Raw genomic sequence first — 19,050 nt, 5'->3', positions numbered from 1 at the left:
ATAACTTTTCGGGGTGATGTCTAACTCCCAAGGCCAAAATGGCAGATTCCGGGCTGAACCTCCGCAAAAGGCGGGCTTTGTCCGCTTTTCTTATACTGTAAGAAGGGAAACAGACTTTCCATGAATCAAATTTGCTAAAGCCTCGTATTTTGTGCGCTGATTATTAGCTTGTCGGAGCTAGTTATGGTTTAGTCAGCTGTGCCTACAGAAAAACCTCTACCTTATTTAGATAGAGGTTCTGTACCGAAGGATTGCTCATTGTTTGGTACAGCGCTTTTCGCTTGTTTGTTTGTCTTGCTTCGCGTCGCGAGCAAAACAAGGTAGCAAAGCACAGCGAACAAGCAAGAAATACAAAGCGCATGCAGTAGGGCAACGTATAGGTTTAACTCTGTATATACAATGAGTGCGCCCGATATAGCTTGCAGGCAGACAAGAATGAATGCAGTCCGCCAGCCGTAATAGATGACGCGCTGTCCCCGATATTCCCTTGCAGCGAACAGAAATGCATAGCCGATCCAAATGAAAATCAAGACTGCGGCAAAGCGATGTCCCATCTGTACCCACTCATGAAATTGTGTAGGGAATGGACTATTTTTACTGCAAAAAGGGAAAGTGGGACAAGCTAAGCTTGCATGCTCATGGCGAACGAGCGCCCCCGTGTACACGACAATATAGCTGTAAATGGTTATGCCATAAATATGAAATTTCATTTTGCTATCAAGTGCAACTGACTGTGCATCAAATTTTTTGTCTACTTCAAAAATAAGAAGTGTCTGCAAAATAACAGCTGCAAATGAAATAAGAGAAATTCCAAAATGGATCGCCAGTACAGCGCCCGATTGTCCCCACACAACTGCAGCTGCGCCGATTAGCGCCTGAGCGAGTAAGAATGAAAAGGAGACAATTGCAAGCGGCTTTGTTTCGCGTATATGACCTAAATACAGCCACGATAGAATGCATAATAAAGTCACTAAAATCCCTGCTGCGCCAGATACGAGACGATGGCTTAGTTCAATTACAGTTTCAAGCGTGAGCGGGTGTGGGATAATTTGTCCGTGACAAAGTGGCCATTGTCTTCCGCAGCCAAGCCCGGAACCTGTTTTTGTCACTAAAGCTCCTCCGAGCAAAACAAATAAAAGATTTAAGCTGGTTACAACTCCTAGTAGTTTCAGGAAACGTCGCAACCCGTTCACCTACTTTCTGAAATGAAATTATGCTACAATATCTTGATGAAATGATTCTTCCATTATAAATAACAACTTTGTCCCAGTCCTATGATATATAAAACCCTAGAAAATAGCAAAGAGATGTAAAGGGTTGGAAATGATGTTTCGCGGTGTATATGCATAGAGGTATAAAAGTGCCCTGTTTTGTAAAAAAATAACAATGATATCCAGTTATAAACAATTCAGTGCAATTTTGGACAAAAATATTTATCATGGAAACAAATTCATGTTATGATTATAACAGATAAAAAAAGCCTGTTTGAAAAAGACACATAATGTTCATGTTTTCTTCACAAATTTCCCACGAAATATGTTTTAATATAATCGAGCAAGTTTTGTGCATTTTAAGATAGACTGATAAAAACAATATCTCTACTGTAATAATATTGCCGTATAGATAGAAAAACAGTTTGTAAATGGACGGAAAGGGGTTGAAGAAAGTGAGTCAAGCAACACAGGTACACGAGCAGTCAACTGTGAATGATATACCGCAAACAACGTGGAAGCAGGACATGGTTGCGCTTTTGAAAATGGGGATTGTCAATTCAAACGCCTTGACAACATTCACGGGCTTTTGGCTCGCTCTCCATTATAATGGACTCAGCTTTTTGCATGAGCTCGACAAAATGGTGTTTACATTACTTGGCTCGTCGCTTATTATTGCAGGTTCCTGCAGTTTAAATAATTATATTGATCGCGATATCGATCATTTAATGGAGCGCACGAAGCATCGACCGACAGTTACTGGGAAGTTTAAAGGGAATTTTGTTTTAACTCTCGGTATTATATTATTGTTACTTGGCTTTGCCTGTTTATTGCTGACAACTCCAATGGCTGCATTTATTGGATTCATCGGCACGTTTACTTATGTGGTGCTCTATTCATTATGGACAAAACGAACATACACGCTTAATACAGTAATTGGAAGTGTTTCAGGAGCGGTGCCACCGCTTATTGGATGGGCTGCGCTTGATCCGAATTTAGACTTCATCGCTTGGATGATGTTCTTAATTATGTTTATTTGGCAAATTCCGCATTTCCTCGCATTGGCGATGAAACGTGTAGAGGAATACCGAAAAGCCGGCATTCCAATGCTGCCTGTTGTACATGGTTTTGAGATGACAAAACGCCAAATCATTATTTGGGTCGCGTGCTTGCTGCCGCTGCCATTTTATATGCACTCGCTCGGTATTACATTTATGGTAGTTGCGACGCTTTTAAATGTTGGTTGGTTTGCACTTGGACTGTATGGCTTCCGCACAAAAGACGACATCAAATGGTCCGTTCAAATGTTTGTATATTCATTGAATTACTTATTGATTTTATTTGGTTTAATGATTGTAGTTGTGATGTTCTAAATTAGGTTTTTCAGATAAGGCAATCGGTTATTCCGGTTGCCTTATAAAAAACATAGATTTTTCCGAAAATTGCGTTTTTTTAGCGAAGTGACAAGGGGATTTTTTACGTTGAGATTTACTTTAATTTCCTATAAAGTAAAATCTAATCAATAAAGAAAGCGGGGTTTGTGTGCATGAAGAAACAGTGGCGATTGGTTTCGCTTGTTTCCTTGCTGTCTTTACTGTTAGGGGGATGCGGTAAAGAATTTCAATCTACTTTGATTCCGCAAGGCGAAGCAGCCAAGATGCAGTATGATTTATTGATATTATCCAGCGTGATTATGGTTTTCGTAGTGGCGGTTGTCTCGGTTATTTTTTTCTACGTAATTGTGAAATTTCGTCAGAAAAAGGGGCAAGAGCACGTTATTCCGAAGCAAGTGGAGGGGAGTCATAAGCTGGAGATTATTTGGACTGTTATTCCAATTCTCTTGCTGTTAATTTTAGCTGTTCCTACTGTTACATACACATTTAAGCTTGCGGATGTAAGCGCGGCAGAAAAGAAAAAGCTTGATAAGGATACGGTTGTAGTTGATGTTACAGCGCGTCTTTATTGGTGGGAATTTGCTTATAAGACGGATAAGGTAGTCACGTCTCAGGAATTGGTCATCCCTACGGGGAAAAAGGTATACTTAAACTTAAAGGGAGCGGATATTAAGCACGCTTTCTGGGTTCCATCATTGGCAGGGAAAATGGATACAAATCCGGAAAACACAAATAAGATGTGGATTCAAGCTGATAAGGCAGGAACGTACAACGGATTTTGTACAGAGTTTTGCGGCCCTTCACATGCACTGATGCAATTTAAAGTGAAAGCGCTTGAAGAAGACGAGTACAAAGCTTGGATAGCTGCTATGAAAAAGCAGGATGGCAAAGAGACTGCAGCTACGGCGCAGGCACAGCAAGGAGAGGAAATTTTCCAAAAGAGTTGTGTGGGCTGTCATGCTGTAGCAGGCAATGACTCTCGTCCGGCTGCTGCGCGTATTGCACCGAACCTGGCTAACTTTGGTGACCGTGATATGGTAGCAGGTATCGCAGATCACACTGATGAAAATATCAAAAACTGGTTAAAGGATCCAGAAAGCATGAAGCCGGGCAACAAAATGACCGGAAAATACGGCAACTTGACAGATCAAGAAGTTGATGCCTTGACAGTGTATTTACAGAGCCTCAAGGTTACGCAGTAAATAAGGGGAAAAATCACGAAGGGGAGGTAAAAACGTGAGTTCTGTAGCGAAGAAAAAAAGCGTTCTTTGGGATTACTTAACGACGGTGGACCATAAGAAAATCGCCATTTTGTATTTAGTTGCGGGTGGATTATTCTTTGTTGCCGGCGGAATCGAAGCTTTGTTTATCCGCTTTCAGCTCGCTGTGCCGAACAATGACTTTCTAGTGGGAGATGCATATAACCAAGTATTAACGATGCATGGTACAACGATGATTTTCTTGGCAGCCATGCCGCTCATCTTTGCTTTCTTAAATGCGGCAGTACCGCTGCAAATCGGGGCACGTGACGTAGCATTTCCATATGTTAACGCCTTGGGCTTTTGGTTGTTTTTCTTCGGGGGGGTATTCTTAAACTGCAGCTGGTTTTTAGGTGGCGCCCCAGATGCTGGGTGGACATCTTATGCATCTTTAACGCTTGCTGCACAAACGCATGGCGTCGATTTCTACATTCTCGGTTTGCAGATAGCTGGTATAGGTACGTTAATTGGGGGAATTAACTTTCTTGTTACCATCATCAATATGCGTGCACCGGGTATGACGTATATGCGTATGCCAATGTTTACATGGACAGCGTTTGTTGTTTCTGCACTTATTTTGTTTGCATTCCCGCCGTTAACGGTCGGCCTGGCGTTATTACTGCTCGATCGTTTATTTGGTACAGCATTCTTTGATCCGGCTCTTGGCGGGAATACAATTATTTGGGAACACTTATTTTGGATTTTTGGGCATCCTGAAGTGTATATTCTTATTCTTCCAGCATTCGGTATTTTTTCTGAAGTGTTTGCAACCTTCTCGAAGAAGCGCTTATTCGGATATTCTTCTATGGTCTTTGCGACAGTGTTAATTGGTTTTTTAGGCTTCATGGTATGGGCACATCACATGTTCACAGTTGGTCTGGGGCCTATTGCTAATGCGATTTTCGCTGTAGCGACAATGGCGATTGCTGTTCCAACAGGGATTAAAATTTTCAACTGGCTATTTACAATGTGGGGAGGAAGCATCCGTTTCACGACACCTATGATGTATGCAGTTGCTTTTATCCCATCCTTCGTAATGGGCGGGGTAACAGGGATTCAGCTTGCTTCGGCGCCGGCGGACTATCAGTTCCATGACAGCTACTTCGTTGTGGCGCATTTCCATTACGTAATTGTCGGCGGGGTTGTCTTCGGTTTATTTGCAGGGGTGCATTACTACTGGCCGCTTATGTTTAACCGGATGTTAAATGAGACGCTAGGAAAGATCACATTCTGGCTGTTCTTTATCGGTTTCCATTTAACATTTTTTATCCAGCATTTCCTCGGTCTGATGGGGATGCCGCGTCGTTATTTCACGTATTTACCAGGGCAGGGGCTGGAAACAGGCAATTTAATCAGCTCTGTTGGTGCAGCTTTTATGGCTGTAGCGACGATTGTTCTATTGGTGAATGTTGTGAAAACAGCTGTATCTGGAAAAGCTGCTGGACGCGATCCATGGGATGCACGTACGCTTGAGTGGTCGGTAGAGGCACCGACTCCGGAGTACAACTTCAAACAATTGCCGTTCGTTCGCGGCTTAGATGCATTGTGGATTGAAAAAATGGAAGGGCGCAAGGGGCTAACACCTGCAGAGCCAGTTGGCGATATTCATATGCCTAACTCTTCTTTCCTGCCATTTACAACCTCTTTAGGATTGTTCATTGCTGCTTTTGGAGCGATGTACATGGAGGGTGGAAAAGAAACCCAGTGGCTGATTGTCGCGTTCATTGGCTTAGCCATTACATTCGGATCGATGCTCCTGCGTTCTGTTATCGATGACCACGGCTATCACATTCATAAGGAAGATTTAGATGGTGATGATAAGGGGGTTACGGCATAATGCGAGCAGATGAAAGATTAACCCTTGAGACGCTTCCTGCTGATCCGGAGAAAGCAACTCTAGAAGGAAAAAATAAATTCTTAGGCTTTTGGTTGTTCCTTGGAGGAGAGACGGTGTTGTTTGCCTCTCTCTTCGGAACGTATCTTGCTTTGAGAAACTCAACAAACGGCGGACCGACAACACAAGAACTGTTCGAGCTCCCGATTGTTTTTATGGCGACCATGCTTTTGTTAACAAGCAGCTTAACAAGTGTATACGCCATTTATCATATGAAAAACCTAAATTTCAAACAAATGCAGCTGTGGCTTATCGTTACAGTTTTGTTAGGTGCAGGCTTCTTAGGTCTTGAAATTTATGAGTTTCACCATTATGTTACACATTTTAAGCATACGATAAGAAGCAGCGCGTTTGGCTCCGCTTTTTACACACTTGTTGGTACACATGGTGCGCACGTTACCTTTGGCTTACTGTGGATTTTGACTCTTATCCTCCGCAATGCCAGACGCGGTTTAAATTTGTATAACGCACCGAAGTATTATGTAGCGTCTCTATACTGGCACTTTATTGATGTCGTTTGGGTGTTTATTTTCACTGTAGTTTATTTAATGGGAATGGTGGGATAAACAATGGCGTTAAAACAACCTGAAATTGCAAATTCAAAAGTGAATATTGAATACAGAAGAAAGAAAAATGCGGAGGAAATGAAGCATCATGTCGTTTCATTTGCATTGATGATTTTCTTGACCCTCATTGCATTTTTAGCAGTCATGTATCCGAAAACGTTTGATCCGATTTTCACTGTACCATTCATTATTTTACTTGCTGTTGTGCAAGTGATTTTTCAGCTGTACTACTTTATGCATATGAGCCACAAAGGACATGAGGCGCCTTCTTTGTTCCTGTACGGTGGTATTACTGTCGGCTTATTGACAATTTTAACATTTACAGTGCTTATTTGGTGGTAACTATAAAAGGAGATTGATTATGATCAATCTCCTTTTATGCAAGCTGAGGAGAGTATCCGTTTTCTTTATTATGAAGGGGGTGTATCCAATGAACAACTTATGGATTTTCGGTTTTGAAGCGTTATGGAGCCCTATCTTTTTATCGATGATGATTCTAGTGTTAGTGGCATATTTTCTAATCATTGGAAAATATCGTTCGTATATTCCTCATGCTGAGAAAGTAAGCAAAAAGCAGCAGTTTTATTTTGTTACTGGTATTGTCCTATTATATCTTGTCAAGGGCGGTCCGATTGACTTGCTTGGCCATATTATCTTTAGTGCGCATATGACAGAGATGGCGATTTTATATACGGTAGTACCGCCGCTTTTGTTGCTTGGTTTGCCAAACTGGCTGCTAGAGAGAGTGATTCAAGTGAGAGTGGTTCGTCTGCTGCTCAGTACAGTGGGAAAACCGCTTGTTGCTTTGCTTTTGTTTAACGCTCTGTTTTCCATTTACCATTTGCCTGTTGTATTTGATGCAGTCAAGCAAAGTTATATTGGGCATCCAATCTTTTTAGCGATTTTATTCGTTTCTGCGCTGCTGATGTGGTGGCCTGTCTTAAATCCATTGCCGGATCACCAAACACTTAGTGAGATAAAAAAAATTGGTTATATGTTTGCCAACGGTATGCTGCTTACGCCGGCTTGTGCTCTTATTATTTTTGCCAGCACCCCGCTATTTGCAACCTATACAGATCCGCAGGCTTGGATGAAGGCAATGGAGCTTTGTGTACCAACTGATACACTCTCTTCCCTGCAGTTGACAGGACCAGATTTTTTAGGGTGGATACCGGTTGTGGAAGATCAGCAAACGGGCGGCGTGATTATGAAGATTATCCAAGAGATTGTATATGGAACGGTTATCGGCTATGTCTTTTTCCGATGGGCGCGCCGCGAACGGGAGAAGGAGAAGAATGAGGCGCCTGCATTGCCGCCATACTTGCAAACTAAGCCATGAAAAAAATGAAATTTGGTTCATGCTCGGGAGCTTTCCGGGCTTTTTTTACTGTAAGAACATATAAATTTCCAGCTGGAAGCGAATTCGACGCAGTCGGAAATTGTAGGAATACAGTACAATTGCAACTGCGCTTCTGCCTTCGCCTAACGGCTTGCCAATCATTTAGTGTCCAAAATGGGGAGCGGGGCATAAGATAGGGAAAAAGGAAGGGCGAGGATAACGATGGATTCGCAGCAAATCCTGCCGCTCGGGATGCTGTGCATTGCTGAGAGAACGGTAACGGAATTAGTGGATATGGCTATCGATGAAGTGCCCGGTGTGAGTAAGGTTGTTTCAAAGATTCTGGAGCCTTTTAGAAGGAAGAGAAGAAAGGGGATTTGGATTGAGGAGAAGGAAAAAGGGCTTGTGATTCATGTGAATGTCATAATTTGTAATACAACGGCTATTTTACCCACATGTATTACCGTACAAGAGAGAATTAAAGAATGTGTCGAATCAGTGATAGGTTTACCAGTTCAATCCGTTTGCATCCGGGTCGAACAATTGATAAAGGCGTATCCATCTTGATACGCCTTTATGGTTTTAGTCTATATCCGGAAGATTTGATAACGCTTTCTTCACGTTCTTTAAAAGCTGTTCGCTTCTGTTTATTATGTTTTTCGGAAAGTTTTCACCTTCACCATACTCCACGCCATGTGGATAGTAGTGCTTGCCAAGAAGCGGGGTTAACAATTTAATTTTTGCGGAGCTATGACCAACTTCTCCTTCTACTGCATATCCCTGAAGGCGTAGGTAGTACACATCTTGCAGCATTTCGAATTTATAGTCATATGTAACACGTTCGTAATCCCATTGTCCTGCTAAAATAAATCCGTTTTCCTTCATGACTTCTGTCAGCAGTGTGAAATCTACGACCTGTTCATCAAGTCCTGTATTTTCAAATTTCATCGTATAAGCCCCCTTAATATACATGAAAATTTTCCATAAATTTATAATAGTACGAATAATGTGAAAGTGCAATGAATAACAAACAAAAACAAGATATGAAAAGGACGGCAGAATGTCTGCTTGACGAGAAAAAATATGATATATTGAATATACTAGCATATATACAATGTTATTTGTGATTGTTTTCTTGCACTGTAGGAAAGTATAAATTTCTAGCTAGAAGCCATTCGACGAGTTTTCTTGATCAGAATTGAGAATATGAATTCTTGTTATGCATTCCGTGCATACCTCGGGATACAAGGCCACAGGGGGTATATTGTAGTGAAGAAGGTATTGGTTATTCTTCTTTTAACCGTTATTGTATTATTTGTAGATTTGTACGGTAAGCTCATCTTTTCACAGTATATAAAGCCGTCTGATTCGCTCCCTAAAAAGGTTATTACATCAAACTCGAAGAAGCAAGGAGAGGGAATGCCTGCCGAAGCCGTCTCAAAAATGTTAGGAAGAGATTCGGAGAGTGTGTTAGCGTTGTTTGGAGAACCATCGCGAATGGAACCGTCTGCCTATGATTATGAGTGGTGGGTGTACAATACTGATTTGTCACACTATGTGCAGTTTGGTATTTGGCAAAATAAAGTCGTCACTATCTACGCTGGGGGTCAGAAAATAGATGTATCCCCATACCACATGGGACAAAAGTATGGGGATATTTATGAATTAACACCATTTTCGTATGAAATTGCTTTAGATTACAATAACAGCAGTTATGAATTTGAGCTATCTGAGTCAGATGTGAATGAACAGCCGTTAATTGCAATCCAAAATGGCTGGGCGCAGTTGTATTTTGACAAGTTCACGCAGAAGTTAACAGGAGTTCGGTATATGGATAATGAAACGCTTCTCAAACAACGACCCTATCAGATTATGTATTCAGGTGCGTTGCTGAGTCCACAGGCCTTGACGGCAGAGCAGGAGAACGAAATAGAAACAGCAAATGCAAAGCAAATTTTAGATTTAACAAATATCATTCGGATTCGAGAGCATCTCAAGCCGCTTGCGTGGGATGATGAGGTGGCAGAGGTTGCTTATTTGCATAGCAAGGACATGAAGGATAGCAGCTATTTCGCGCACGAATCACCGAAATTTGGGTCACTCGGGGATCGGCTTACGCGTGGGAAGGTGACGTTTCGGACCGCTGGAGAAAATATCGCTTCGAACTATACAGACGGTATTGCTGCGGTGCAGGGCTGGCTAAATAGTGAAGGACATCGCGAAAACGTGCTAAACTCAAAATTCAACAGCTTAGGCGTTGGAGTATATGATACGTACTATACACAAAATTTTACGCAAAAATAACGGGGCAGTGCCTAAAAATAGGCGAACCATGCGCCGTTTTTTTCTTACAATGTAGTATATGATTTCAATACATGAGGTGAGGAACATGACGACAGCACGAGGACAACTGCATCCTTCTGTGCAAAAGTTCAAACAGTTTGTACGCCATCACCCGAAAATGACTCAAGTTGTACGGAATGGAGAAAAGACGTGGCAGCAGTTCTATGAAGAGTGGTATTTGCTTGGCGAACAGGATGCAGTGTGGAACACGTATAAGGAAAATCCAATAGAAACAAAGCAGGCAGCAGCACAAACAAATGTGATAGGTGAAGAGGAATCGAAAAAGGACTGGATGGGACAAATGCTGACATTTATTAAAAATATGAATGTTGATCAAATGCAGCAGCATTTAGCTAATGTAACAAGTGTGATCGGAAGCGTACAGCAGGTTGTTCAATCTTTCAAGGGCGGTACTAACGTCCCGCAGCAGGAGCAGCCACAGCAGCCAGTACAAAATAATCCGTTTTTCTTTCAAAAAGATTAGGGGGCGCGTGTATGAGACAGGAGCTCATTGAACTTTTGCAATCTCGGGAGGATTTAAAAACCTATATCAGACAGCAGCCGCATTGGTATAGACGACTTTCACGTAATCCGGGAGAGAGGGAAGCTTTTGAGACAGCGGCGCTTCAATTCTACAAAAGAACGATTCCTGATCAGGTTGCTAAGTTTCAAAATCAGCTTGCAATGGCTTCGATTATGCTTGAAATGTTTCAATATATGAAGCAGCAAAATCCGGGTGCTGAGTAAAGGGGTATCCGTCATGCATAAGTTCTGTTACAATAGAAAGCAATCATATAAAAAGGAGCTTACGGCATGACGGAAATTTGTTTAGTGCGACATGGACAAACAGACTGGAACTTCCAGGAGATTATCCAAGGGAGAGAAGATATCCCGCTCAACGAAACCGGCAGACAACAGGCAAAGCAAAGCGCGGCTGCCCTGCTCGGAGAGAACTGGGATGTAGTTATTAGCAGTCCGTTAGTACGAGCCTACGAAACGGCAAAGGAAATTGCTGATGCTGTTGGACTTGATGCGATTCATCTAGATGAACGTTTTATAGAGCGGCATTTCGGGGAAGCATCTGGCAAGCCTGTGCGCGATGTTCGCCATCATATTGCTAGTGGCGATGTGAAAGGGATGGAGAGCGAGCAGGAGCTTGTAGAGCGTTGCTTTTCTGCGTTGCAGGATGTTGCAGCTCAGCATGCTGGTAAGCGAATCATTATTGTTGCGCACGCACATGCGATTAAGGCTATGCTTCATGCTATTAACCCTAGTGAGGTTACGTTTCAAACATTTCTGAATAATGCTTGTATTAACTATATTGCTTTGCAAGAAGAGACGTGGAGTATCATAAGATATAATGTGGCAGAGCATATTCTTGCCTAAGCGCAGCTGCCCTTGCTGTACGCCATTGTACCAAAAGCAGGATTAGGACTTACACTGAAAATATGGTATGATAGGTAATCGGGAGGTGTCCTTTATATGATAATTGCAACGCTTGAGAGCGTGATGATTTTGGACGAAGCAGAGCAGCTTGCTCGCATGATTGTGCAATCAGAATTAGCTGAGCATTATCGACAATGCTACGATACATTAAAGCAAGACCATGTTGCACAGGAGCTTATTCGACAGTTCACTGCTATCAAGGAACGCTATGAAGAGGTGCAGCGGTTTGGGAAATACCATCCCGATTTTTCATCTGTTACAAAGCAAATGCGCGAGCTAAAGCGTCAAGTAGATTTACATGAAACGATCGCTTCCTTTAAGAAAGCGGAGAACGATATGCAAAAACTGCTTGATGAAGTGAGCGTTTTAATAGGGCAGGAAGTTTCTCCAGCCATTAAAGTGCCAACGGGCAATCCGTTTTTTGATGCTGGCGGCTGCAGCGGAGGCTGCGGTTCTGGGGGAAGCTGTGGTTGTAAAACGGGATGAATTCCCGTTTTTCTCTTTCTGGACGAAAGCGGATACAGCGGCATATACTTGTTCTGTTATATGCCCTATTTCGCAGCTGCGCTGTTTTTACTTATGCGGCATGGAACGTAAACATTCCAAATGAAACATATTAGGACAGCTATCCGAGCTAGAGAGAAACTGTGAAGTCAGCAACAGTGCTTCGTAAGCTTGAAAATAGAAAAGAAAGGCGGTGAGCTCTGCTCTAAATACATACAACAGCCTATGTTTTTAGGAGCAGCCCCATATGTTTGGACAACGACAAGGAATCATTGTGTATTTGCATTCGCTTAAGCATGCGAAGCTTCTTCGTAAATACGGCAATATTCATTATATTTCAAAGCGTTTCAAGTATGTTGTGCTGTACTGCGATCTGGATCAGACGGATGCGATGATGGAGAAGTTAAATAATTTTCCGTTCGTCAAAGGAGTCGAGCCATCGTATCGTCCGTTTTTGAAAACGGAATTTGAATCCAAGCCAGATCGGGCAAAGGAGTACGACTATAAAATTGAGTAAAAGCCCTCGATACTGAGGGCTTTTTATTTTTGTAGCAAGAAAACCACTGGCTAGGTGGTTCTGACTTACACTTCCACATAAAGATAAAAGCATCTTTTCGCGGGAAGAACTGTCTTTTTCACGGGCACCTTAGGTCGATTCGGCGTTGTTATTGCATTGGCGGGATAAAGCGGTTCATGCGCAGTATGCCGATGAGGTGGCTATAGTATAGCTCTGTTTCAGGAAATGTCGTTGATGGCTTTACTGTGAAGGCGACGACTTCCTTCTCAAGCGAAGCAGCTGTTTCTTCAAACAGCTCATATCGTTTGCTTTTTTTGTCCTCTAAGAGGGGAATGCCCTCTCGGCAGATGTAAATCGGCTGGAATTTTCCTTCTGTTGTTGGGTGCAGCACAACAGCCAGTGAGCAAACAGCCTTATTATTTTTAGTAGTGTGGAATGCAAGCATATGGGCAAGGCGGTGGCGATTTGCTTTAGCAATCTCGAGCAGCTCATACAAATCTGAATATCCTTCTCCTAGTTCGATAAAACGTTGAATCATAGTTTCTCCTCCTTTTGTCTTTCCTTACTGTACCATTTGCTAAAACTAATGAAAAGATGGACAAATAAAAAAACCCTGCATTTGCAGGGTCCTTCTTATACCGGCGTCACCGTCGGCAAGAAGGCAAAGGGAGAGGAGAAACCGGAGGAAGAACTTATGGGGAAACGTAAGTCTTCTCCGCGGTTGGCAACAACACCTGAAGTGATGTTGTTACCTTTATTCTTGTCACTTTTAGGGAAAGTTATACAAGAGGAATGAAAAAAATCTAACAGTAAGTATAAGTGTATAAGAGGGTTAGGAAGAAACGGGCATGAATGGTTTTTCTTTCCGGTGTTTTATGGTAGGATTATGAAGGATGAATGTAAGAAAAGGTAGGAATCAACATGAGAGTAGTTTCAGGAACATGCAAAGGACATCCGTTAAAGACAGTACCCGGTCAGACAACACGTCCTACAACCGATAAAATAAAGGAAGCGATTTTTAATATGATCGGTCCGTATTTTGACGGAGGCGTAGCGCTGGATTTGTTTGGAGGCAGCGGGGGTTTAGGAATAGAAGCATTAAGCCGCGGAATGGAAAAAGCAATTTTTGTTGACCGTGACGCAAAAGCTGTTCAGGTGATTCGGCAAAATATAGAGAGCTGCCGATTGACAAGCCAAGCGGAGGTATATCGAAATGATGCTGATCGCGCTTTAAAAGCGCTTATTAAGAGGGGAATGGCATTTGATCTTGTTTTGCTTGATCCGCCATATAAACAACAACAGCTTGTTTCCTTAATGAGCGTTTTGGATCAGTATGAATTGCTGAAAGAGAATGGAATCATTATGGCAGAGCATGCGGTAGATGTAGTTTTGCCGGAGACAGTAGGACGTCTCATGCGCAGAAAGCACGAAGAGTACGGCAGCACAGCTGTATCCATTTATGACTACGAATGAGAAGGCGGGGAGCAGGAATGGCAAGCATAGCGATTTGTCCAGGGAGTTTTGATCCAATTACGCTCGGACACTTGGATATTATTAAGCGAGGCGCAAATGTATTTAATGAAGTTTATGTAGTAGTGATGAATAATTCTTCAAAGAAGCCGCTTTTTACTGTAGAAGAGCGAATTGCACTCATCCAGGAGGTAACAAAAGATATACCAAATGTAAAGGTAGATGTACATAGCGGTCTGCTTGTTGAGTATGCACGCAAGAGAGATGCAAGCGCTATTTTGCGAGGATTGCGGGCTGTATCAGATTTTGAGTATGAAATGCAGATTACTTCAATGAACCGAAAGCTTGAGGAAAATATTGAAACGTTCTTTATGATGACAAACAATCAATATTCTTTCTTGAGCTCGAGCATTGTAAAAGAAGTTGCCAAATATGGAGCGAATGTTGCGGACCTTGTTCCCCCTGCTGTAGAAAAAGCATTAAAAGAGAAATTTAAAACCCCGTAGATACGGGGTTTTCTTTATTTTGCACGCCGGCGCCGAAAGAGCAAAAATACATAAATGTATAAAAAAGCTAGTGTAATGATTGGCCCGTATGAGGTCATGGCAGTCCATGCTCCGAGTGTGTCAGTCTGTGGTCCTAGCACCGGAATATCGTGGTCGTGGGGACGCAGGGAATGTGCATTCTCGTATAATGGCTGCCAGAGAAAATATGTACAAATAGGAGCGACAATGCTTTGGATGATACGGCCGATAAAATAGGGCTGAAAACGAATGTCTGTGTCGGCGATAATGCTGGCTACTTGCGCATGAATAGAGAGACCGCTAAAGGCTAAGATGAAGCTTGTGATCATTGCTTGCTGTAGCAGCGTTGCATGCCCAGTCTGACTTGTCATTTGGCTGCCGAGCGTCATTTCAAAGAGACCGGACAATAGCGGTGCTGCAAAGGATCCTGGAAGTTGAAAGGCAGCTAGTATATATTGGATAATAGAGCTAGCGGCATCTGTGAAATGAATGACAGCGAGCATTTTATTTACTACTGAGAATAAAATAATAAAACCGCCGACCATCAGCAGCGTTTGGATAGAGGAGACAATCGCATCCCCGATAAGCTTTCCGATTGGACGTTTTTCCTCAAGGCGCTTTTCATGCAGCATGTCAAAGGCATAACGAAGTGAGAACGGGCGATGCGGGGCTGGTGGAGCAACTTCGTTTGCGCCATAAAACCGCATAAACAATCCGACTGCAAAATTGCTTATGTAGTGAGAAGCTGCGAGAATCATACCAAGGTTTGGATTGTGAAAAAATCCCACAGCTACCGCGCCGAAAATAAATAGCGGATTTGAGGAATTAGTAAAGGATACAAGACGCTCTGCTTCAATTCGGCTGATTTGTTTTGTTTGACGCAAGCGAGCGCTTAGCTTTGCGCCTGATGGGAAGCCTGAAGCCATCCCCATTGTCCATACGAACGCGCCAACGCCAGGTACGCGGAATAAAGGACGCATAAGCGGTTCTAGTACCACACCGATAAAGCTCACAACCCCTAGCCCAATTAAAAGCTCTGATACGATGAAAAAAGGCAGAAGAGAAGGAAATACAACCTCCCACCACATGTCAAGACCGCGAATGGAACCTTCCAGAGAGGCTTGTGGATTTGCGATGAGAGAAGCTGTTAAAAAGGTAATGCTACTGGCTAGTAACGCTGTTTTCAGTTTTGCTTGCATATACTCCCCCCTTTTTGTCCAAGCGTTCAGTTCAGTATACGAAGATAGGGGGAGCATTTAGACCATAAGATGAAAAGAGAGAGAAATTTTCTAAAGGGTGAGGATATGAGTATACCAAAAATTGGTCTTGCCCTCGGTTCAGGGGGGGCAAAGGGTTTTGCACATGTTGGCGTGATTAAGGTACTCAAGGAAGCGGGAATTCCCATTGATATGATTGCCGGCAGCAGTATGGGAGCACTCGTTGCGGTGTTTTATGCCGCTGGAAGCGATGTGGAGCGGCTGTATCAAATCGCGAAGTTGTTTAAACGTAAATATTATTTGGATTTTACGGTGCCGAAAATGGGATTCATTTCCGGAAAACGAGTAAAAGATATGATTAGAGCCCTTACATACAATAGAAGCTTGGAAGAGCTTGATATTCCAACAGCTGTTGTGGCAACCGATATTTTAACAGGGGAAAAAGTTGTTATGACAGAAGGGCCAATTGCCGAAGCAGTAAGGGGAAGTATTTCGATTCCTGGTATTTTTGTGCCGGAAAAAATGGGAGATCGTCTGCTTGTTGACGGTGGTGTAATTGATCGCATTCCTGTATCGGTTGTGAAAAGTTTAGGAGCCGATCTGGTCATTGCAGTTGATGTGTCTCCTATTAAGGTACAAGGAGAGGTAACAACGATTTATGATGTAATTATGCAGAGCATTGAAATTATGCAGCATGAACTTGTTCACCACCGACAAACCGCATCGGATTTAATGATGCATCCTGCTGTTGAACGCTTTAACTCTCGGGCCTTTACAGATCTTGAGGAGATTATTGCTGTTGGCGAGGATGAGGCCAGGAAGCATGTCGATGCGATTCGTGCATTGATTGAGAATTGGAAGGAGCAGAAAAATGGTATTTAAGCGTTTACGGTACTTATTTGTGTTTTTGTTGGCTGCTTTATTTGCGGCTGGCATTACGTATGTACCGCTGCCGTATTATATTACGAAGCCGGGGTTAGCTGATGAACTTGACCAGTATGTAAAAATTAAGAATGGCTATCACGAAAAAGGGGATTTTATGCTTGTGACCGTTTCAATGTCGCGGGCGAATGTAATTAGCTATCTTGTTGCAAAAATGAACAAATATCATGAGATTTTCAAAAAGGAAGAGATTATGCCTACTGGGGAAAGTGACGCGGATTATCAATTTAAGCAGCTGCATCTTATGCAGGAATCACAGGATGCTGCTATCTACAATGCCTATAAGCGTGCAGAGAAACAGGTCTCATATGAAAACAAGGGTGTCATTGTGCTTGCAGTTTCAGATAAGATGCCGGCTAAAAAGAAGCTGGAAGCAGGGGATCAACTCATTGCTGTGGATGGGCAACCGCTGCAAACAGCAGAAGAGTTTATCGACTATATGAAAACAAAAAAACAGGGGGATACCGTAAAAATTCGGTATGTACGAGAAAAGGAAGAAAAAACGATCACTCTTCCGTTAGAGCCAATCCAAGGAGCGGACGGACGTGTTGGAATTGGGGTGCAGATTGTAACAAATACAAAGCTTAAGGTTGAGCCAGAGATAAAGATCGATTCGCACCGTATTGGCGGACCATCAGCCGGCCTTATGTTCACGCTGGAGATCTATAACCAGCTTACAAAGGAAGATATAACAAAGGGTTGGGAAATTGCAGGAACAGGTACGATGGATGCGAAGGGACAAGTCGGACCAATTGGGGGGATTTCACAAAAGGTTATCGCTGCAAACGACGCGGGTGCAGAAATTTTCTTTGCGCCAAATGAACAAGGTGCAGCAGACTCCAATTATAACGAGGCGGTCAAGACAGCAAAGGATATCGGTGCAAAGATGAAGATTGTTCCGGTAGATACACTGGATAATGCACTTGCATTTTTGCAAAAGCTAGAAGAAAAAAAGTAAGGAACGGGAGATCGCTTGCGTTTTCTTTTTAAACAGCATAAGCAAGTAACTCGCTTTTGGGAGTGAGCTAGCTTGCCGTGAAGAAAGGCCTCGACCAATGAAGAAACAGCTCCTCGTTGGTCGGGGCTTTTTACACTGTAGGAAAGAATAAATTTCCAGCTAGAAGCGACTTCGCTGGCTATATTTGAAATCGTTTTGCAACTTCGTCATAGCGAATCGGATGCTGCGTAAAATCCCGCTTCAGCATCATGGACTGCAGCGGCTCTGGAAGGACGGAGTAATATACGCTTCCCGCTTTTATATCAAGCTGAAGAAGCGGATGTGAAGCTGATTTAATATTAGCAACAAGGGGAAGGGAAGCTGCTTTCTTATAGGCGGATAAATAACTTTGCCCCTTTTTTGACATGCCGAGCAGCCTGATGTAGGCTGGTGTGTTTACGCGCATCTCTTCTTTTGTTGTATGTGTTAGCACATGAACAAGTAAGCGCTGCAGGCGTGTCCATGTGTAACGCTTTGTTTTTAATGCTTCCATGAATGAGATAAACGAAGAGGCTTCTTTGACAGCGGATAAGATGCGATGCTCCAATCCCTCCTGTACTTCATAGATATTGCTTAGTTGTGCGGGCGACATTGTTAATAGCTTATATTTCAGAAATGGGAAATATCGTTCCCAATTGTGAAATATGCCATATGTTTCATAATAGTTCTCAAGCTCTATCAGTGTGGAGGGAGGAATCACTCCTGCGGCACTGCTTAGGCTGTTGGCTGTAAGATGCTTTCGTATGCTTGTTGCACTTGCGATGGAAGCCGATGCGAATGTTTCGTCATGGTACTGTGCGCTAAGGCGCGGGACTGTTCTTGGAATGATGCTGCTGCCTTGTTCTACAATTGCTTGTACGTAGTGAAAGCCAAGAATGTTGTTAGGTTTTGACATGTCTAGTATCGCATGTTCTCCCTGAATGGCAGCGAAAGCCTCCGATAGCGCTTTTGGATAGCTCATTCCTTGCTGCATGAAGGAGCGGACTGCCGCATCAAATGCGTCCTGATGTGTTTGGCGCAATTTCACAAGGGAGAGAAACTGCTCGATTTGTCCACTTTCGCTGCCAAAGCAAAGCTCTTGAACGCCAAGTGCCTCAAGGATGGATATCGCACCATTTGCGAAGATGGAAGCCTGTTGAACAGCGAATGCATAAGGAAGCTCTACAACAAGATCCACGCCGCCTAAAAGGGCCATCTTCGTCCGCGCCCACTTTGAAACGAGTGCCGGCTCACCGCGCTGTAAAAAAGACCCGCTCATTACGGCAATCGTAACATCTGCAGCTGTTAAGTTTTTTGTTTCTTGCAAATGATAAGCATGTCCGTTATGAAACGGATTATATTCTACAATTACACCTGCTGTCTTCAAAGGTCTTACCTCCTTAAAAATATTGCGTTCCGTAGCTTTTCTTATGGAGTTATGTATAAGA

At 42.9% G+C, this 19,050-nt stretch carries 23 protein-coding genes; 18 read left to right on the top strand and 5 right to left on the bottom strand.

Annotation, left to right across the window (positions count from 1 at the left end; genetic code table 11):
- Positions 1-221: 221 nt before the first annotated feature.
- Entirely contained in the window at positions 222-1,184 is a 963-nt protein-coding gene (locus tag EP737_RS05465; RefSeq protein WP_129726915.1) for a COX15/CtaA family protein, read from the bottom strand.
- 554 nt (positions 1,185-1,738) lie between these two features.
- Here EP737_RS05465 and cyoE point away from each other — a divergent pair.
- The 7 genes from cyoE (at position 1,739) to EP737_RS05430 (ending at position 8,230) form a co-directional block, all read left to right on the top strand.
- Complete coding sequence (gene cyoE, locus EP737_RS05460; RefSeq protein WP_379952329.1) at positions 1,739-2,584, top strand: heme o synthase; 846 nt, start codon at positions 1,739-1,741, stop codon at positions 2,582-2,584.
- Positions 2,585-2,757: 173 nt separating this feature from the next.
- Positions 2,758-3,807, top strand: a complete 1,050-nt coding sequence (coxB, locus tag EP737_RS05455; protein WP_129726913.1) for a cytochrome c oxidase subunit II — start codon at positions 2,758-2,760, stop codon at positions 3,805-3,807.
- Positions 3,808-3,841: 34 nt separating this feature from the next.
- Positions 3,842-5,701 carry a cytochrome c oxidase subunit I gene (ctaD, locus tag EP737_RS05450; RefSeq protein ID WP_129726912.1) on the top strand — a complete coding sequence of 620 codons (1,860 nt, stop codon included), beginning with the start codon at positions 3,842-3,844 and terminating at the stop codon, positions 5,699-5,701.
- On the top strand, positions 5,701-6,324 hold the full coding sequence (locus tag EP737_RS05445; RefSeq protein ID WP_129726911.1) for a cytochrome (ubi)quinol oxidase subunit III: 624 nt from the start codon (positions 5,701-5,703) through the stop codon (positions 6,322-6,324). Before ctaD ends, EP737_RS05445 begins: the two co-directional genes overlap by 1 nt.
- A 3-nt stretch (positions 6,325-6,327) precedes the next feature.
- Complete coding sequence (ctaF, locus tag EP737_RS05440) at positions 6,328-6,666, top strand: cytochrome c oxidase subunit IVB (RefSeq protein WP_129726910.1); 339 nt, start codon at positions 6,328-6,330, stop codon at positions 6,664-6,666.
- Between the two features lie 88 nt (positions 6,667-6,754).
- The gene (ctaG, locus tag EP737_RS05435) at positions 6,755-7,663 is read left to right on the top strand and encodes a cytochrome c oxidase assembly factor CtaG (protein WP_129726909.1); all 909 of its coding nucleotides are present in this window, start codon (positions 6,755-6,757) and stop codon (positions 7,661-7,663) included.
- A gap of 222 nt (positions 7,664-7,885) precedes the next feature.
- Positions 7,886-8,230 (top strand): Asp23/Gls24 family envelope stress response protein, encoded by a 345-nt coding sequence (locus EP737_RS05430; protein ID WP_129726908.1) that lies wholly within the window; start codon positions 7,886-7,888, stop codon positions 8,228-8,230.
- 15 nt (positions 8,231-8,245) lie between these two features.
- On the opposite strand, the gene EP737_RS05425 is transcribed toward EP737_RS05430, so the two are convergent.
- Positions 8,246-8,611 carry a YugN family protein gene (locus tag EP737_RS05425; RefSeq protein ID WP_129726907.1) on the bottom strand — a complete coding sequence of 122 codons (366 nt, stop codon included), beginning with the start codon at positions 8,609-8,611 and terminating at the stop codon, positions 8,246-8,248.
- 321 nt (positions 8,612-8,932) lie between these two features.
- Between EP737_RS05425 and EP737_RS05420 the strand changes: the two genes are divergently transcribed.
- The 6 genes from EP737_RS05420 to EP737_RS05395 all read left to right on the top strand — a co-directional run bounded on the left by EP737_RS05420 (position 8,933) and on the right by EP737_RS05395 (position 12,473).
- Positions 8,933-9,967 carry a CAP domain-containing protein gene (locus tag EP737_RS05420; protein ID WP_129726906.1) on the top strand — a complete coding sequence of 345 codons (1,035 nt, stop codon included), beginning with the start codon at positions 8,933-8,935 and terminating at the stop codon, positions 9,965-9,967.
- Positions 9,968-10,052: 85 nt separating this feature from the next.
- Complete coding sequence (locus tag EP737_RS05415; RefSeq protein ID WP_129726905.1) at positions 10,053-10,490, top strand: YlbD family protein; 438 nt, start codon at positions 10,053-10,055, stop codon at positions 10,488-10,490.
- Positions 10,491-10,501: 11 nt separating this feature from the next.
- Positions 10,502-10,753, top strand: a complete 252-nt coding sequence (locus EP737_RS05410) for a YlbE-like family protein (RefSeq protein ID WP_129726904.1) — start codon at positions 10,502-10,504, stop codon at positions 10,751-10,753.
- Between the two features lie 66 nt (positions 10,754-10,819).
- Complete coding sequence (locus EP737_RS05405) at positions 10,820-11,392, top strand: histidine phosphatase family protein (protein WP_129726903.1); 573 nt, start codon at positions 10,820-10,822, stop codon at positions 11,390-11,392.
- Between the two features lie 96 nt (positions 11,393-11,488).
- The gene (locus EP737_RS05400) at positions 11,489-11,938 is read left to right on the top strand and encodes a YlbF/YmcA family competence regulator (protein WP_129726902.1); all 450 of its coding nucleotides are present in this window, start codon (positions 11,489-11,491) and stop codon (positions 11,936-11,938) included.
- A gap of 265 nt (positions 11,939-12,203) precedes the next feature.
- Positions 12,204-12,473, top strand: a complete 270-nt coding sequence (locus EP737_RS05395; protein ID WP_129726901.1) for a YlbG family protein — start codon at positions 12,204-12,206, stop codon at positions 12,471-12,473.
- Positions 12,474-12,621: 148 nt separating this feature from the next.
- Here EP737_RS05395 and EP737_RS05390 read toward each other — a convergent pair whose 3' ends face one another.
- A complete protein-coding gene (locus EP737_RS05390; protein ID WP_129726900.1) occupies positions 12,622-13,011 on the bottom strand; it encodes a DUF7147 family protein in 390 nt (129 codons plus the stop codon).
- Between the two features lie 48 nt (positions 13,012-13,059).
- Here EP737_RS05390 and EP737_RS25955 point away from each other — a divergent pair, with 48 nt between their 5' ends.
- From EP737_RS25955 to coaD, 3 genes are all read left to right on the top strand, one after another.
- Positions 13,060-13,269: a hypothetical protein gene (locus EP737_RS25955; RefSeq protein WP_205650885.1), complete on the top strand. Its 210-nt coding sequence runs from the start codon at positions 13,060-13,062 to the stop codon at positions 13,267-13,269.
- Positions 13,270-13,394: 125 nt separating this feature from the next.
- Positions 13,395-13,946, top strand: a complete 552-nt coding sequence (gene rsmD / locus EP737_RS05385; protein WP_129726899.1) for a 16S rRNA (guanine(966)-N(2))-methyltransferase RsmD — start codon at positions 13,395-13,397, stop codon at positions 13,944-13,946.
- Between the two features lie 17 nt (positions 13,947-13,963).
- The gene (gene coaD, locus EP737_RS05380; protein WP_129726898.1) at positions 13,964-14,449 is read left to right on the top strand and encodes a pantetheine-phosphate adenylyltransferase; all 486 of its coding nucleotides are present in this window, start codon (positions 13,964-13,966) and stop codon (positions 14,447-14,449) included.
- A gap of 14 nt (positions 14,450-14,463) precedes the next feature.
- Here the strand turns inward: coaD and ylbJ are convergent, their stop codons facing one another.
- Positions 14,464-15,666 carry a sporulation integral membrane protein YlbJ gene (gene ylbJ / locus EP737_RS05375; RefSeq protein WP_129726897.1) on the bottom strand — a complete coding sequence of 401 codons (1,203 nt, stop codon included), beginning with the start codon at positions 15,664-15,666 and terminating at the stop codon, positions 14,464-14,466.
- A gap of 105 nt (positions 15,667-15,771) precedes the next feature.
- Between ylbJ and EP737_RS05370 the strand changes: the two genes are divergently transcribed.
- Positions 15,772-16,566 (top strand): patatin-like phospholipase family protein, encoded by a 795-nt coding sequence (locus EP737_RS05370; RefSeq protein WP_129726896.1) that lies wholly within the window; start codon positions 15,772-15,774, stop codon positions 16,564-16,566.
- Positions 16,556-17,584 carry a SepM family pheromone-processing serine protease gene (locus EP737_RS05365; RefSeq protein ID WP_129726895.1) on the top strand — a complete coding sequence of 343 codons (1,029 nt, stop codon included), beginning with the start codon at positions 16,556-16,558 and terminating at the stop codon, positions 17,582-17,584. The genes EP737_RS05370 and EP737_RS05365 overlap by 11 nt, the downstream gene beginning before the upstream one ends.
- 178 nt (positions 17,585-17,762) lie before the next feature.
- On the opposite strand, the gene EP737_RS05360 is transcribed toward EP737_RS05365, so the two are convergent.
- Positions 17,763-18,989 (bottom strand): nucleotidyltransferase, encoded by a 1,227-nt coding sequence (locus EP737_RS05360; RefSeq protein WP_129726894.1) that lies wholly within the window; start codon positions 18,987-18,989, stop codon positions 17,763-17,765.
- Positions 18,990-19,050 lie beyond the last annotated feature (61 nt).

This window comes from Ectobacillus funiculus (assembly GCF_004138295.1).
GTDB lineage: Bacteria > Bacillota > Bacilli > Bacillales > Bacillaceae_G > Ectobacillus > Ectobacillus funiculus.
Note: the sequence above shows the minus strand (reverse complement) of the source record. Positions and strands in the feature narration are given on the sequence as shown.

Bases quoted from the DNA above. Each gene is read 5' to 3' on its own strand.
- ctaG (WP_129726909.1), top strand. From the start codon at position 6,755: ATGAACAACTTATGGATTTTCGGTTTTGAAGCGTTATGGAGCCCTATC.
- coxB (WP_129726913.1), top strand. From the start codon at position 2,758: ATGAAGAAACAGTGGCGATTGGTTTCGCTTGTTTCCTTGCTGTCTTTA.
- EP737_RS05430 (WP_129726908.1), top strand. From the start codon at position 7,886: ATGGATTCGCAGCAAATCCTGCCGCTCGGGATGCTGTGCATTGCTGAG.
- EP737_RS05395 (WP_129726901.1), top strand. From the start codon at position 12,204: ATGTTTGGACAACGACAAGGAATCATTGTGTATTTGCATTCGCTTAAG.
- EP737_RS05445 (WP_129726911.1), top strand. From the start codon at position 5,701: ATGCGAGCAGATGAAAGATTAACCCTTGAGACGCTTCCTGCTGATCCG.
- coaD (WP_129726898.1), top strand. From the start codon at position 13,964: ATGGCAAGCATAGCGATTTGTCCAGGGAGTTTTGATCCAATTACGCTC.
- EP737_RS05365 (WP_129726895.1), top strand. From the start codon at position 16,556: ATGGTATTTAAGCGTTTACGGTACTTATTTGTGTTTTTGTTGGCTGCT.
- EP737_RS05410 (WP_129726904.1), top strand. From the start codon at position 10,502: ATGAGACAGGAGCTCATTGAACTTTTGCAATCTCGGGAGGATTTAAAA.
- ylbJ (WP_129726897.1), bottom strand. From the start codon at position 15,666: ATGCAAGCAAAACTGAAAACAGCGTTACTAGCCAGTAGCATTACCTTT.
- EP737_RS05370 (WP_129726896.1), top strand. From the start codon at position 15,772: ATGAGTATACCAAAAATTGGTCTTGCCCTCGGTTCAGGGGGGGCAAAG.
- rsmD (WP_129726899.1), top strand. From the start codon at position 13,395: ATGAGAGTAGTTTCAGGAACATGCAAAGGACATCCGTTAAAGACAGTA.
- cyoE (WP_379952329.1), top strand. From the start codon at position 1,739: ATGGTTGCGCTTTTGAAAATGGGGATTGTCAATTCAAACGCCTTGACA.
- EP737_RS05390 (WP_129726900.1), bottom strand. From the start codon at position 13,011: ATGATTCAACGTTTTATCGAACTAGGAGAAGGATATTCAGATTTGTAT.
- EP737_RS05415 (WP_129726905.1), top strand. From the start codon at position 10,053: ATGACGACAGCACGAGGACAACTGCATCCTTCTGTGCAAAAGTTCAAA.
- EP737_RS05400 (WP_129726902.1), top strand. From the start codon at position 11,489: ATGATAATTGCAACGCTTGAGAGCGTGATGATTTTGGACGAAGCAGAG.
- EP737_RS05425 (WP_129726907.1), bottom strand. From the start codon at position 8,611: ATGAAATTTGAAAATACAGGACTTGATGAACAGGTCGTAGATTTCACA.
- EP737_RS25955 (WP_205650885.1), top strand. From the start codon at position 13,060: ATGAAAAGATGGACAAATAAAAAAACCCTGCATTTGCAGGGTCCTTCT.
- EP737_RS05405 (WP_129726903.1), top strand. From the start codon at position 10,820: ATGACGGAAATTTGTTTAGTGCGACATGGACAAACAGACTGGAACTTC.
- ctaF (WP_129726910.1), top strand. From the start codon at position 6,328: ATGGCGTTAAAACAACCTGAAATTGCAAATTCAAAAGTGAATATTGAA.